This window comes from Streptomyces sp. NPDC030995 (genome assembly GCF_055571215.1).
The window spans coordinates 169,987-184,349 of record NZ_JBVIFS010000008.1; the positions used below are offsets into that span (position 1 = coordinate 169,987).

The window sequence follows — 14,363 nt, forward strand, 5'->3', positions numbered from 1 at the left end:
CGATCGACCGGGTGAACAGCAGGCAGCCCATCCCCGTCGTCGTCCTCGCCGGTTTCCTCGGATCCGGCAAGACCACCGTGCTGAACCATCTCCTCGCAGGCCGCGGGGGCACCCGGATCGGGGTCGTCGTCAACGACTTCGGATCGATCGAGGTCGACGCCATGTCGGTGGCCGGCCAGGTCGGGGACTCGATGGTCTCCCTCGGCGGCGGCTGCCTGTGCTGCGCCGTCGACGGCAGCGAGCTGGACGCATACCTGGAGAAGCTCTCCGCTCCCGTCCACCGCATCGATGTGATCGTCATCGAGGCGAGCGGACTGGCCGAGCCGCAGGAGATGATCCGGATGCTCATGGCCAGCGAGAATCCCGCCATCCGCTACGGCGGGATGGTGGAGGTCGTGGACGCCGCCGAATTCGACGCGACCCGGACCAAGCACCCGGAGACCGACCGCCACCTCGCCGTCGCGGACCTGGTGGTGCTCAACAAGACCGACCGGGTGGACGACCGCGAACGGGCCCGGATCGAGAAGGAACTCGCCGCGCTCTGCGCCCCGGGCACCCCGGTCGTGGGCGCCGACCACGGGCGGATCGACCCCGAACTGCTCTTCGACCGCAGGCCGTGGACCGAGACCCGGGGGCAGCTCTCCTTCGAGGACCTGCTCGCGCAGGCCGCCGGCCACGACCACTGCACCCACGCACACGCCGCCTACGAGAGCACGGAGTTCGCCTGCGAGCAGGCCCTCTCCCCGCGCCGGTTCATCGACTTCCTCGACCGGCGCCCGGCCGGGCTCTACCGGATCAAGGGCTTCGTCTGGTTCGGGGTCCCCGGCCACGAGGAGAAGTACGAGGTCCACGCGGTCGGCCGCTTCCTCCGCTTCGCCCCGCAGCCGTGGGCCCGGGGCGAAGCACGCCGGACGCAACTGGTCATGATCGGCGCGGGCACCGACGGCGCGGGGCTGCTGCGCGAGCTGGAGGCCTGCCGCGAGGAGGCACCGCAGGAGGCGCGCCCCGAGAGCATGTGGGGAGTCCTGCGGTACGTCGCCCGGCCCGCGGACCCCGAGGCCGACACCGAGGCCGACGCCGTCTAGGCCACGTCGACGCCGTACTCCCGCAGCAGGTCCTCCAGGCCGCCCCGGTAGCCCTTGCCGCCGATCACGAAGTCCCAGTCGCCGTTCGCCCGGCGCCGGAACGAGCCCAGCACCAGCGCGCTCTCGCCGGCCCGGCCGTCGGAGACCTCCAGCTGCCCGGCCTCCGCACCCGCCGCGTCGAGGAGCCGGATCCGGGCGTCCGTGAAACCGGCCAGGTCGGCCTGCGGATCGGCCTCCGGGTCGACGGCGGCGACGAGGACGAGGCGGTCGGCCTCCCGCGGGAGCGACTCGAAGGCGACTTCCAGCGCGGCCTTGTCGGGCGCCGTGTGCGCGCGGGTCCGTACCGAACCGTCCGGGGTCCGCGGGTTGTTGAAGAAGACGAAGTGGTCCTCGCTCAGCACCCGGTTGCCCGCGCAGACCAGCGCGCACACGTCCAGCGCGACCGAGCCCGACCAGGACATGCCGAGGACGCTGTGGTCCGCGGAAGGAGCGGGCTCCGGCGCGGAGGTCCGCTGCGCCGCGCCACCGCCCAGACGGCCGCGCAGCCCGTAGTCGTGAAGCAGTTCCACCAGCTTGACGCCGGGAACCAGCTCCAGCGGCTTGCCCTCGGCGAACTCGTACGAACCGGCGCCGAAGGACGCGGTGGTGACCAGCACCCCCTTGTTCGCGCCCGTGGCCTGGACCGTGCCGTACAGCTCCCGCACCACGTCGGGATTGAGCCGGTGCCGGTAGCGCTTGACCTGCACCACGATGCGCCCGCCCCGGAGCGGGGCCGGATCGCGCGCCTCGATGTCCACCCCGCCGTCGCCCGACCGCTGGGTGGTCACCGCCTCCATGCCCATCGCCCGGAAGAGGTCTGCCACGAGCCTCTCGAAGTCGATCGGGTCCATCGCGAAGAGGTCGGGCTCGTCCTGGTCGCCGCCCACGTGGCCGCCGTGGCTGACGACGCCTCCGCCGACCTCGTCGGGCCTGCGGCCGGGGCGTACCGCGGTCAGCTGGTCGGGCCGGGCCGAGAGCTGCCCGCGTAGCCCCTCCACCAGGCAGTCCACGGCGCTGACCTGTTCCAGCCGCAGCCCCGTGAAGGCGGACCGGGCCGCCGAGACCGTGGCGAGCACGAGCTGCGCTTCCAGGCCCGTCACCGGATCGTGGGCGTCCACGAAGCCGTTGACCACCACCGAGTCCAGCACGCCGAACTCGTCCGCCGCGTACAGCTCGCGCACCACCAGCAGCACGCACTGCGCCAGCAGGTCCCGGTACAGCGCCCTGCGCTGCGTGGCCGGGCGGGCCGTCTCCTTGTCCTGGCCCGTACTCGGCACGTACCGAACCGACTTGGCCTCCGGTACCACCGCGTAGCCCGGCAGCTCCCAGTCCAGCACCAGCTGGCGCGCCCCCGGGTCGTACGCGGCCGCCACCTGCCTCGGCAGTGCCTCGGGCCAGGCCGTCGAGGCGTACAGGGCTGCCGAGAAGTAATCCACCACCGACTCCGCGTCGCCCGCGCGCAGCGCCTCGGTGAGCTCGGCGAGCCCGCTGTTGTGCGCCCGCACCCCGGCGAGCTGCTCCGCCGCCCACCGGTCGTACTGCTGCCGGTACGCAGCCAGCTGCTGCTGTCGCTGCGCCTCCGCGGCGTGCGCGGCCTGCCAGGCCTGCGTGTACCGCGCGTGTGCCTCGCGCTCGGCCTGCGCCCGCCGGCCCGAGCCGAGCGTCCAGCCCGCGCTCTGCTGCTGGAACTGGTGCAGCTGCGGCATCGGCACGGGGTGCGCCAGCGTGCCCGGATTGAAGGGTTCGAGCTGCTCGGACCGGACCAGCGCGGCCATCCGGAACGCCGGTGCCCGGCACCCCGCGGCCAGCAGGCCCTGCAGGGCGGCGACTTCCGCCTCGATGTGCTCGGTACGCCGCCGGGCCTCGGCCTCACGCTGCTGGCGGTCGGCGGCCTGCTGATCGCGCCGCCGGCGCTCCGCCTGGCGCTGCTGGATCACCTGCGTCTGCTGCATCCGGCGCTGGGTTTCCGCCCAGTCTCCGATCACTCCGCCCGAGCGACGACTCATCAGCTCTGTTCTCCCCCACCCACCAGTGCCAAGAGGGAAAACACTAGTCGCCATTCAGGTGGTACGTCCCCCGTTGGGCGTACCACCTGAAACGGCGTCGTCCGTCCTACAGCACGGCCCCTGCCAGAGCCGCCACGCTCGCCGGCAGCGCCGCTCCCGAGCCGTCCCGGCGCGGGTCGACCGGCGGCAGCTCGGCCGGAGTGCCGTTCGCCGCCGCCGCCTTGACGGGGGAGCCGCCCGCCCAGGCCAGGACCAGCACGTCCTCGCCCTTCAGGAACCGCTGGCAGCGCACGCCGCCGGTGGCCCGGCCCTTGCGCGGGTACTGGTCGAAGGGCGTCAGCTTCCCGGACAGCACGGAGTCGTCCAGGGTCCCGTGCGAGCCCGCCACCGTGAACACCATCGCGTCCCGGCCCGGATCCACGGCCGAGAAGTGGATCACCTTGGCGTTGTCGGCGAGCTTGATGCCCGCCATGCCGCCCGCCGGGCGGCCCTGCGGGCGGACCTGGCTCGCCGGGTAGCGCAGCAGCTGGGCGTCGTCGGTGATGAAGACCAGGTCCTCCTCGCCCGTGCGCAGCTCGACCGCGCCGACGATCCGGTCACCGTCCTTGAGGGTGATGACCTCCAGCTCGTCCTTGTTGGCCGGGTAGTCCGGCACGACGCGCTTGACCACGCCCTGCTCGGTGCCCAGCGCCAGGCCCTGCGAGGACTCGTCCAGCGAGGTCAGGCAGATCACCTTCTCGTCCGCCTCCAGCCCGGAGAGGAACTCCGAGACCGGGGCGCCGCCCGACAGGTTCGGCGCGGCGTGGGTGTCCGGCAGCTGCGGCAGGTCGATCACCGACAGCCTCAGCAGCCGCCCGTACGAGGTGACCGCGCCCACGTCGGCGCGGGCGGTCGCCGCGACCTGCGAGACGATCAGATCGTGCTTGGCGCGGGCGCCGCCCTCCTCCTCCGGCAGCGGATCGCCGTTCGCCGTACGGGCCAGCAGGCCCGTCGAGGACAGCAGCACCCGGCACGGGTCGTCCGCGACCTCCAGCGGAACCGCCGCCACCGCGGTCCCGGCGGATTCCAGCAGGACCGTCCGGCGCTCGGTGCCGAACTTCTTCGCGACGGCCGCCAGCTCCGTGGAGACCAGCTTGCGCAGCTCGGTGTCGGACTCCAGGATCCCGGTCAGCTCGTCGATCTCGCCGGTCAGCCGGTCGCGCTCGGACTCCAGCTCCAGGCGGTCGAACTTGGTGAGCCGGCGCAGCGGGGTGTCCAGGATGTACTGGGTCTGGATCTCGCTCAGCGAGAACCGCTCGATGAGCCGTGCCTTGGCCTGCGCGGAGTTCTCGCTGTCCCGGATGAGCCGGATGACCTCGTCGATGTCGATGAGCGCCACCAGCAGGCCCTCGACGAGGTGCAGCCGGTCGCGGCGCTTGGTGCGGCGGAACTCGCTGCGCCGCCGGACGACCTCGAAGCGGTGGTCGAGATAGACCTCCAGCAGCTCCTTGAGGCCCAGCGTCAGCGGCTGCCCGTCCACCAGCGCCACGTTGTTGATGCCGAAGGACTCCTCCATCGGCGTCAGCTTGTAGAGCTGCTCCAGGACGGCCTCGGGGTGGAAGCCGTTCTTGATCTCGATGACCAGGCGCAGACCGTGCGAGCGGTCGGTGAGGTCCTTGACGTCGGCGATGCCCTGGAGCTTCTTCGAGCCGACCAGGTCCTTGATCTTCGCGATGACCTTCTCGGGGCCGACCGTGAAGGGCAGTTCGGTGACGACCAGGCCCTTGCGGCGGGCCGTCACGTTCTCCACGGCCACCGTCGCGCGGATCTTGAAGGTGCCGCGGCCGTTCTCGTAGGCGTCCTTGATGCCCGAGAGTCCGACGATCCGGCCGCCCGTGGGCAGGTCGGGACCCGGTACGAAGCGCATCAGCGCCTCCAGGTCCGCGTGCGGGTGGCGGATCAGGTGGCGGGCGGCCGCGATGACCTCGCCGAGGTTGTGCGGGGGCATGTTGGTGGCCATGCCGACCGCGATCCCGGACGCGCCGTTGACCAGCAGGTTCGGGTAGGCGGCGGGCAGCGCGACCGGCTCCCGCTCCTGGCCGTCGTAGTTGGCGGTGAAGTCGACGGTGTCCTCGTCGATCGACTCCGTCATCAGTGACGTGGCGTCGGCCATCTTGCACTCGGTGTAACGCATCGCGGCCGGCGGGTCGTCGTTGCCGAGCGAGCCGAAGTTGCCGTGGCCGTCGACCAGCGGCAGTCGCATCGAGAAGGGCTGGGCCATGCGCACGAGGGCGTCGTAGATCGACGCGTCACCGTGCGGGTGGAGCTTGCCCATGACCTCGCCCACGACGCGGGCGCACTTCACGTAGCCGCGGTCGGGGCGCAGACCCATCTCGTTCATCTGGTACACGATCCGGCGGTGTACCGGCTTCATGCCGTCCCGGGCGTCGGGCAGGGCGCGGGAGTAGATCACCGAGTACGCGTACTCGAGGAAGGAGCCCTGCATTTCGTCGACGACGTCGATGTCGAGGATCTTCTCCTCGAAATCCTCCGGCGGCGGGGTCTTCGTGCTGCGGCGGGCCATCGCTGCGCGGCTCCTTAACCAAGAATGGGGTGTGCTGGGTGTCTGGCTGGGTGTCTGGCTGGGTCTGGCTGGGTCTGGTCTGGTGTTGCGGGTCGTGAACGGGTCCGGCTGGGGGTGCGACGCGGACCATTGTGGCCCGAGGCACCGACAACGCCGACTCCGACCCCGGGGGTCCCCCCAGACGGAGTCGTGGGGAGTGACCCGGGAACTTATCCGGCGGCCGACGCGCTTGCATACAGTGGCAGGTCTGACAGAAATCTCTGCATCGCGATCGAAGGGACCACATGCCCATGGGTCACACGGCCACCGCCCAGGCCGGCTCCGGCGGCCTGACAGCGACCGAGCACCGGCTGGCCAACGGCCTGCGCGTGGTGCTTTCCGAGGACCACCTGACCCCGGTCGCCGCGGTCTGCCTCTGGTACGACGTCGGTTCGCGCCATGAAGTCAAGGGCCGTACCGGCCTGGCTCACCTCTTCGAGCACCTGATGTTCCAGGGGTCGGCGAACGTACCCGGAACCGGGCACTTCGAGCTGGTCCAGGGAGCCGGCGGTTCCCTCAACGGCACCACCAGCTTCGAGCGCACCAACTACTTCGAGACGATGCCGACCCACCAGCTGGAGCTCGCCCTCTGGCTGGAAGCGGACCGCATGGGCTCCCTGCTGGTGGCCCTGGACGACGAGTCCATGGAGAACCAGCGCAGCGTGGTCAAGAACGAGCGCCGCCAGCGGTACGACAACGTTCCGTACGGCACGGCCTTCGAGAAGCTGACCGCCCTGGCGTACCCCGAGGGCCACCCGTACCACCACACCCCGATCGGGTCCATGGACGATCTGGACGCGGCGTCCCTGGAGGACGCGCGCGAGTTCTTCCGCACGTACTACGCACCCAACAACGCGGTGCTGTCGGTCGTCGGCGACATCGACCCGGAGCAGACGCTCGCGTGGGTCGAGAAGTACTTCGGCACCATCCCCGCGCACGACGGCAAGCAGCCCCCGCGCGACGGCACCCTGCCCGAGACCATCGGGGAGCAGCTGCGCGAGGAGATCGTCGAGAAGGTCCCGGCGCGCGCGCTGATGGCCGCCTACCGGCTCCCGCACGACGGCACCCGCGAGTGCGACGCCGCCGATGTGGCGCTGACGATCCTGGGCGGCGGTGAGTCCTCGCTGCTGCACAACCGCCTCGTACGCCGCGACCAGACGGCCGTCGCGGCCGGTTTCGGCATGATGCGCCTGGCCGGTGCGCCCTCGCTGGGCTGGCTCGACGTCAAGACCTCCAGCGGGGTCGAGATCCCCGCCATCGAGGCGGCCGTCGACGAGGAGCTCGCGCGCTTCGCCGCCGAGGGCCCGACGGCCGAGGAGATGGAGCGCGCCCAGGCGCAGCTGGAGCGGGAGTGGCTGGACCGGCTGAGCACGGTGGCCGGCCGCGCCGACCAACTGTGCCGCTTCGCGGTGCTGTTCGGTGACCCGCAGCTGGCGCTGACCGCCGTGGAGCGCGTCCTGGACGTCACCGCCGAAGAGGTGCAGGCCGTGGCCGCGGCCCGGCTGCGCCCCGACAACCGCGCCGTGCTCGTCTACGAGCCGCTCGCGGCCGACGAGCACGACGAGTCCGACGAGTCCGGCGAGCACGACGAGAACGAGGGGGCGGAGCAGTGAGCGAGACCGCAGCCGTCACGATGACCTTCCACCCGCGCCCGCAGGCCGGCGAGCCGCAGCCGTGGGCCTTCCCGGCCCCGGACCGCGGGCAGCTGTCCAACGGGCTGACCCTGCTGCGCTGCCACCGGCCGGGCCAGCAGGTGATCGCGGTCGAGATCAACCTCGCCGCCCCGCTCGACGCCGAACCCGAGGGCCTGGACGGCGTGTCGACCATCATGGCGCGCGCGTTCTCCGAGGGCACCGACAAGCACTCCGCCGAGGAGTTCGCGGCCGAGCTGGAGCGCTGCGGCGCCACCCTCGACGCGCACGCCGACCACCCGGGCATCCGGGTCTCCCTGGAGGTCCCGGCCTCCCGGCTGCCCAAGGCGCTGGGCCTGCTCGCCGAGGCGCTCGCCGCCCCCGCCTTCGCCGACGCCGAGGTCGACCGGCTGGTGCGCAACCGGCTCGACGAGATCCCGCACGAGCTGGCCAACCCGTCGCGGCGCGCCGCCAAGCAGCTCTCCAAGGAGCTCTTCCCGGCGTCCCTGCGGATCTCCCGCCCGCGGCAGGGCACCGAGGAGACGGTCGCCCGCATCGACTCCGCGGCCGTACGCGCCTTCTACGAGGCCCACGTACGCCCCGCCACCGCCACGGCCGTGGTCGTCGGCGACCTGACCGGCATCGACCTCGACGCCGTCCTGGCGGACACCCTCGGCAGCTGGACGGGCGGCACCGCCGAACCCCTCCCGGTGCCGTCCGTGACCGCCGACGACACCGGCCGGGTGGTCATCGTGGACCGGCCCGGCTCGGTCCAGACGCAGCTGCTGATCGGCCGCATCGGGCCGGACCGCCACGACCGCGTCTGGGCGGCCCAGGTGCTCGGTACGTACTGCCTCGGCGGCACGCTCACCTCCCGCCTGGACGCGGTGCTGCGCGAGGAGAAGGGGTACACCTACGGCGTGCGCGCCTTCGGCCAGGTACTGCGCTCCACGGCCGACGGCAAGGGCGCCTCGATGCTCGCCATCAGCGGCTCGGTGGACACCCCGAACACCGGACCGGCGCTGGAGGACCTCTGGACGGTGCTGCGCACCCTCGCGGAGGAGGGTCTGACCGACGCCGAACGCGACGTGGCCGTACAGAACTTGGTGGGCGTGGCCCCGCTGAAGTTCGAGACGGCCGCCTCCGTGGCCGGCACCCTCGCCGACCAGGTCGAGCAGGAGCTGCCGGACGACTACCAGGCGCAGTTGTACGCGCAGCTCGCCGAAACCGGCACGGTGGAGGCGACTTCGGCGGTCGTGAAGGCCTTCCCGGCGGACCGGCTGGTCACCATCCTGGTGGGCGACGCGGCGCAGATCGAGGCGCCGGTGCGGGCCCTCGGGATCGGCGAGGTCAGCGTCGTCACCGACTGACGGCGGCCGACGACCGACCGACCGACGACCGACCGACGACGGGACGTCGGCCGCGTGACGGTCAACTGACGCATCCTGAAAGGGGCTCTGGCGGGCTTGTCCGCCGGGGCCCCTTTTGTCCGTTTGGTGGTGAGGTTGCTTTTATGTGGTGTGGCGTACGCAACAAAAAGCCGCGTCTGTTTGGCGATTGACTGATGATCCGCCTAGCGTCGGCCGTGCTGTCCGTCAGTTGTGCCCGCCGCACCCGCGGCACCGGACAGCGATCGCCGAGTCCCCGTCAGGCGCGAGCCTGGGGAGCCGGGGACCCACATGTGTCCCTGGGGTGAATCGGGCCGCCTCGCCAGAGGAGGCCCGTAGGAGACCTTCCTGCTCCGAACCCGTCAGCTAACCCGGTAGGCGAGAAGGAAGGAAAGGATCAAACCCTTCATGGCGTTTGGCAGTCGTCCCGCTGGTTCCGGCAAGCACCGTGGATCCAGCCGTCTGAGCCGCAAGACCGCCGGTTACGCCGGTATCGCCGCGATCGCCACCACGGGTGTCGTCGGCTCCCTCGCCGCCCCGGCCTTCGCCGCGGACAACCACAGCAGCTCCGCCCCGGAGAACGGGCTGGGTGCCGTCGTCGTCGCCGAGGACCTCGCGGGTGACATCACCGACCAGGCCGAGTCCCAGCAGCGCGCCGCCGACCACGCCGCCGCCCAGGCGCAGGCCGAGGCCGAGGCGAAGCAGCGGGCCGCCGAGGCCAAGCGCCTCGCCGAGGCCAAGGCGAAGGCCGAGCGCGAAGCCGCCGAGCGTGCGGCCCGCGAGGAGGAGCGCAAGCGCCTCAACACCTTCGTCGCCCCGATCGACGGCTCGTACGTCAGCACGCAGTACCACGCGGGCGGCGGCATGTGGTCCTCCGGCAGCCACACCGGCATCGACTTGCACGCCTCCTCCGGCACCTCGGTCCACGCGGTGGGCGTCGGTGTCGTGGTCGAGGCCGGCTGGGGTGGCGCGTACGGCAACAACGTCGTCATCAAGCACAACGACGGTACGTACACGCAGTACGGGCACCTGCACTCGCTGAGCGTCTCCGTCGGCCAGCAGGTCACCGCCGGCCAGGAGATCGGCCTGTCGGGCTCCACCGGCAACTCCAGCGGCCCGCACCTGCACTTCGAGGCCCGCACCGGCTCGCAGTACGGCTCGGACATCGACCCGGTCGCGTACCTGCGCTCGCACGGCGTCGATCTCTGACCCGTCCCGCACCCTTTCACCGAAGACCCCGGCTCCCCGAGCCGGGGTCTTCGTGTTGAGCCCCGTGCAAATGTTTCGTATTTCCCGGCTGCTCTCGGAAATTATCGTGTGTTGCAATAGAGTCGCAGCACGCGCGAGTGCGCGCATTGAGGCTGGCAGTCGGAAATAGGCGGAGGTTCGGTCTTGCGTATTCCTGCGCACGCAGTATGCACAGCAATCCGCGACGACATCGTCTCAGGGGTCTTCGAACCGGGCAGTCGGCTGACCGAGGAGGTGCTGGCCCGCCGGTACGGAGTCTCGCGCGTCCCGGTCCGCGAGGCGCTGCGGACCCTGGAGTCCGAGGGGTTCGTGACCACGCGGCGCCACGCGGGAGCCTGCGTGGCCGAGCCGACCGAGCAGGAGGCCGCCGACCTCCTGGAGCTGCGGATGCTCCTGGAGCCGCTGGCGGCGGCCAGGGCGGCCCGGCGGCGCACCGAGGCGCACCTGAAGGTGCTGCGCGGGCTGGTCAGGCTGGGGCAGGAGCGGGCCAGGCGGGGCCAGGGGGAGGATCTGAGGTCGCTGGGCGGCTGGTTCCACGAGACGCTCGCCCAGGCCTCCGGCAGCCCCGGGCTGATCGCCCTGCTCACGCAGATGCGGCACAAGGTCGCGTGGATGTACGTGGTGGAGGCGCCGGTCCGGCCCGTGGAGTCCTGGGCGGAGCACGGCGCGATCGTGGACGCGGTGGCCCGCGGGGACGCGGAGCGGGCCCGGGCGCTGACCGGGGTGCATGCCGACCGGGCGGCTGGGGCGCACCGGCGGCGGGTCCGCCCGGCGGTGAGCACTTCGCAACCTGCCGTAAACATGTCGAGCGGGCGGCATTAACAGGGGCCGTATACAAAGGACGGCATCGCGCGAATTCGCTGCGCGGTGGCGGACGGGGTGAATTCGCCGTGCCGAATTCCTGCGGAGCTGATTGCAGGTGCCCTCGGATTTCCGCAGGGCCGTTTCTCGGGCGAGCGGGATTTCCTCCGGGCTCGATTTCTCGCGGGCGCCGAGCCGGCAGCGGCCCGGGCGGCCCCGGTGGGACCCAGGCGTGGAAACGGCGAAGCCGCGGCCTCCGGAGTGTCCGGGGGCCGCGGCTTCGCCGCGTGTACTGCTCGGGTCGAACCCGAAGGGTCAGACGGTCTCGGGGAGCTCTTCGAGACCCTCGGCGACCAGCTTCGCGAGGCGGTCGAGCGCGACGTCCGCACCCTCGGCCTCGGAGGCGAGGACGATCTCCTCGCCGCCCTGGGCGCCCAGGCCCAGAACCGCCAGCATGGAGGCGGCGTTGACGGGGTCGCCGCCCGACTTCGAGATGGTCACCGGGACGCCGGAAGCGGTCGTCGCACGGACGAAGATCGAGGCGGGACGAGCGTGCAGGCCCTCGGCCCAGCCGACGTTGACGCGGCGCTCTGCCATGGTGATGCCCTTCAGGTTCTTACGGTTGTCTAGACCAGTCTCTCACGACGCCCTGAATGCTCCGACCGACCTTCGGCCTGGCTCCTCCGCCGTTCGACCTTCCCCAGCTTGCACTGATTTGTCCCGTATTGCCTAATGCGCCGCGCGCGCACCGTCCGGCCCGTCCCGGCCGTAAAGTAGGCCCATGACCATCGAGTCGGACCCCTCGTACCCGGCCCACTGGGAAGCCGATGTCGTCCTCCGTGACGGCGGCACCGCCCGGATCAGGCCCATCACCACCGAGGACGCGGGCCGGCTGGTCAGCTTCTACGAGCAGGTCTCGGACGAGTCGAAGTACTACCGCTTCTTCGCCCCCTACCCCCGCCTCTCCGACCGCGACGTGCGCCGCTTCACGCACCACGACTACGTGGACCGGGTCGGCCTCGCCGCCACCATCGGCGGGGAGTTCATCGGTACCGTCCGCTACGACCGCATCGGCCCCGACGGCCGGCCCGCCTCCGAGCCCGCCGACGAGGCCGAGGTCGCCTTCCTCGTCCAGGACGCCCACCAGGGCCGCGGGGTCGCCTCCGCACTCCTCGAACACATCGGCGCGGTGGCCCGGGAGCGCGGCATCCGCCGCTTCGCCGCCGAGGTGCTGCCCGCCAACACCAAGATGATCAAGGTGTTCACGGACGTCGGCTACGAGCAGAAGCGCAGCTTCGAGGACGGCTCCGTCCACCTCACCCTCGACCTCGAACCCACCGCCGAATCCCTCGCCGTGCAGCGCGCCCGCGAACAGCGCGCCGAGGCCCGTTCGGTACAACGGCTGCTGGCCCCCGGCTCGGTGGCCGTCGTCGGAGTCAGCCGCTCCGGTGCGGGCGTCGGCGCGGCCGCGCTGCGCAACCTGCGGGACAGCGGCTTCCACGGCCACCTCTACGCCGTCAACGAGGCGGTCACGCGCGACCTGCTCGACGGCGTACGGGCCTACCGCTCGATCGAGGCCATCGGCGCCCCCGTCGACCTCGCGGTGATCGCGGTTCCGGCCGACCGGGTCCCCGACGTGGTCGCCGCCTGCGGTGAGCACGGCGTGCAGGGACTCGTCGTCCTGTCCGCCGGATACGGGGAGAGCGGCCCGGCCGGCACCGCCCGCCAGCGCGAACTGGTGCGCCAGGTGCGCTCGTACGGGATGCGGCTGATCGGGCCGAACGCCTACGGGGTGATCAACACCGCGCCGGAGGTGGAGCTCAACGCCTCGCTGACACCCGCGCCGATGCCGATGCGCGGCCGGATCGGCCTGTTCACGCAGTCCGGGGCGATCGGGATCGCCCTGCTCTCCGCGCTGCTCCGGCGCGGCGAGGGCCTGTCCTCCTTCGTCTCCGCCGGGAACCGGGCCGACGTCTCCGGCAACGACATCCTCCAGTACTGGTACGACGACGAGCCGACGGACGTCGCCCTGATGTATCTCGAAACCCTGGGCAACCCGCGGAAGTTCACCCGCCTCGCCCGCCGGACCGCTGCCGTGAAGCCGGTGGTCGTCGCCAGGGGCGGCCGCCACACCCCGGCCGGGCACGTCGTCCCCGACACCAGGCTGCCCGAGGCCACCGTCTCCGACCTGCTGCGGCAGGCCGGCGTCATCCGGGTCGACACCGTCACGGAGCTGGTGGACGTCGGCCTGCTGCTGGCCGCGCAGCCGCTGCCCGCCGGGCCCCGGATCGCGGTCCTCGGCAACTCCGAGTCCCTCGGGGTCCTCACCTACGACGCCTGCCTGACCCAGGGCCTGCGGCCGCTGCCGCCGCTGGACCTGACGACGGCGGCCTCGCCGGAGGACTTCCGTACGGCGCTGGTCTCGGCGCTGGCCTCCGACGACTGCGACGCGGTCGTCGTCACGGCGATCCCCTGGGTGAACGAGCTGGCGCTGGCGGACGAGCTGGCCGATGCGCTGCGCGAGGCCGTGGCCGAGGTGCCGGGCAAGCCGGTCGCCGTCGTGCACGTGGAACTCGGCGAGCTGGTCGACGCGCTGTCCGCCGAGCGGGGCCCCTGGGCCCCCGGTCCCCACGCGCCGGACGGCCCGAGCACGCCGGACGGCCCTACCACCGACCGGATCCCCAGCTATCCCGCCGCCGAGCGGGCCGTACGGGCCCTCGCCGAAGCCGTCCGCTACGGGCAGTGGCGGCGGGCCCTCGCCGAGGTCGGGCGCGTCCCCGAGTACGAGGACATAGACGAGGCCGGGGCCGCCGCCCAGCTGGCCGGGCTGCTGGCCGACGTCGACGGCGGGGCCGTGCTGACCCTGGCGGAGTGGGACGCCCGCGAGCTGCTCGGGCGGTACGGGATCCGCGTCCTGCCCGCCCTGCCCGCGCCCAGCCCCGACGCGGCGGTCCGCGCCGCCGGGATCCTGGGCTACCCGGTCGCCCTCAAGACCACCGCCCCGCACCTGCGCCACCGCGCCGACCTGGGCGGCGTACGGCTCGACCTCAGGGACGAGGCCGAGCTGAGGCGCTCGTACGAGGACCTCACCGGGCTGCTCGGGAAGCCCTCGGAGCTCCAGCCGGTGGTCCAGACGATGGTGCCGCGCGGGGTCGACACCGTCGTGCGCTCCGTCATCGACCCGGCCGCGGGCGCCGTCCTCTCCTTCGGGCTCGCCGGCGTCGCCTCCGAACTGCTCGGCGACACCGCGCACCGGCTCGTCCCGGCCACCGACCGCGACGCCGCGGGACTGATCCGGTCCATCCGGACCGCGCCCCTCCTCTTCGGCTGGCGGGGCAGCGACCCCGTCGACACCGCCGCCCTGGAGGAGCTGCTCCTGCGGGTGTCCCGGCTCGTGGACGACCACCCCGAGGTGATCGGGGTCTCCCTGGAGCCCGTCGTGGTCGCCGCCGAGGGACTCTCCGTGCTCAGCGCCACCGTCCGCGTCGCCCACCCGCCCGCCCGGGGCGACCTCGGCCCGCGGACCCTTCCCAGTTATTGAGGCCAGTCACAGAGTGCGGTCG

Annotated in this window: 9 protein-coding genes and 1 riboswitch; of the genes, 6 read left to right on the top strand and 3 right to left on the bottom strand. The window is 72.1% G+C overall.

Annotation, left to right across the window (positions count from 1 at the left end; genetic code table 11):
* Positions 1-11: 11 nt before the first annotated feature.
* On the top strand, positions 12-1,085 hold the full coding sequence (locus tag ACZ45T_RS15530; RefSeq protein ID WP_468441378.1) for a CobW family GTP-binding protein: 1,074 nt from the start codon (positions 12-14) through the stop codon (positions 1,083-1,085).
* On the opposite strand, the gene ACZ45T_RS15535 is transcribed toward ACZ45T_RS15530, so the two are convergent.
* The gene (locus tag ACZ45T_RS15535) at positions 1,082-3,130 is read right to left on the bottom strand and encodes a restriction endonuclease (RefSeq protein ID WP_468441380.1); all 2,049 of its coding nucleotides are present in this window, start codon (positions 3,128-3,130) and stop codon (positions 1,082-1,084) included. The two genes, ACZ45T_RS15530 and ACZ45T_RS15535, sit on opposite strands and share 4 nt — an antisense overlap.
* A 106-nt stretch (positions 3,131-3,236) precedes the next feature.
* Positions 3,237-5,693 (bottom strand): DNA gyrase/topoisomerase IV subunit A, encoded by a 2,457-nt coding sequence (locus ACZ45T_RS15540; RefSeq protein ID WP_468441382.1) that lies wholly within the window; start codon positions 5,691-5,693, stop codon positions 3,237-3,239.
* Between the two features lie 290 nt (positions 5,694-5,983).
* Between ACZ45T_RS15540 and ACZ45T_RS15545 the strand changes: the two genes are divergently transcribed.
* The 4 genes from ACZ45T_RS15545 to ACZ45T_RS15560 all read left to right on the top strand — a co-directional run bounded on the left by ACZ45T_RS15545 (position 5,984) and on the right by ACZ45T_RS15560 (position 10,821).
* Complete coding sequence (locus tag ACZ45T_RS15545; protein ID WP_468441567.1) at positions 5,984-7,345, top strand: M16 family metallopeptidase; 1,362 nt, start codon at positions 5,984-5,986, stop codon at positions 7,343-7,345.
* Between the two features lie 20 nt (positions 7,346-7,365).
* Positions 7,366-8,733 carry a M16 family metallopeptidase gene (locus ACZ45T_RS15550; protein WP_468441569.1) on the top strand — a complete coding sequence of 456 codons (1,368 nt, stop codon included), beginning with the start codon at positions 7,366-7,368 and terminating at the stop codon, positions 8,731-8,733.
* 254 nt (positions 8,734-8,987) lie between these two features.
* Positions 8,988-9,146: riboswitch (cyclic di-AMP (ydaO/yuaA leader) on the top strand.
* 13 nt (positions 9,147-9,159) lie between these two features.
* Entirely contained in the window at positions 9,160-9,960 is an 801-nt protein-coding gene (locus tag ACZ45T_RS15555) for a M23 family metallopeptidase (RefSeq protein ID WP_468441384.1), read from the top strand.
* 183 nt (positions 9,961-10,143) lie between these two features.
* The gene (locus ACZ45T_RS15560; RefSeq protein WP_468441386.1) at positions 10,144-10,821 is read left to right on the top strand and encodes a GntR family transcriptional regulator; all 678 of its coding nucleotides are present in this window, start codon (positions 10,144-10,146) and stop codon (positions 10,819-10,821) included.
* A gap of 294 nt (positions 10,822-11,115) precedes the next feature.
* Here ACZ45T_RS15560 and ACZ45T_RS15565 read toward each other — a convergent pair whose 3' ends face one another.
* Positions 11,116-11,397, bottom strand: a complete 282-nt coding sequence (locus ACZ45T_RS15565; protein ID WP_468441388.1) for an HPr family phosphocarrier protein — start codon at positions 11,395-11,397, stop codon at positions 11,116-11,118.
* A 184-nt stretch (positions 11,398-11,581) separates the two neighbouring features.
* Between ACZ45T_RS15565 and ACZ45T_RS15570 the strand changes: the two genes are divergently transcribed.
* Positions 11,582-14,341, top strand: coding sequence for a bifunctional acetate--CoA ligase family protein/GNAT family N-acetyltransferase (locus ACZ45T_RS15570; RefSeq protein WP_468441390.1), 2,760 nt, complete (start codon positions 11,582-11,584; stop codon positions 14,339-14,341).
* Positions 14,342-14,363 lie beyond the last annotated feature (22 nt).

What these genes read in the sequence shown, in the direction of transcription:
- ACZ45T_RS15545 (WP_468441567.1), top strand. Translation starts at nt 5,984, where the DNA reads ATGGGTCACACGGCCACCGCCCAGGCCGGCTCCGGCGGCCTGACAGCG.
- ACZ45T_RS15535 (WP_468441380.1), bottom strand. Translation starts at nt 3,130, where the DNA reads ATGAGTCGTCGCTCGGGCGGAGTGATCGGAGACTGGGCGGAAACCCAG.
- ACZ45T_RS15570 (WP_468441390.1), top strand. Translation starts at nt 11,582, where the DNA reads ATGACCATCGAGTCGGACCCCTCGTACCCGGCCCACTGGGAAGCCGAT.
- ACZ45T_RS15565 (WP_468441388.1), bottom strand. Translation starts at nt 11,397, where the DNA reads ATGGCAGAGCGCCGCGTCAACGTCGGCTGGGCCGAGGGCCTGCACGCT.
- ACZ45T_RS15540 (WP_468441382.1), bottom strand. Translation starts at nt 5,693, where the DNA reads ATGGCCCGCCGCAGCACGAAGACCCCGCCGCCGGAGGATTTCGAGGAG.
- ACZ45T_RS15555 (WP_468441384.1), top strand. Translation starts at nt 9,160, where the DNA reads ATGGCGTTTGGCAGTCGTCCCGCTGGTTCCGGCAAGCACCGTGGATCC.
- ACZ45T_RS15550 (WP_468441569.1), top strand. Translation starts at nt 7,366, where the DNA reads ATGACCTTCCACCCGCGCCCGCAGGCCGGCGAGCCGCAGCCGTGGGCC.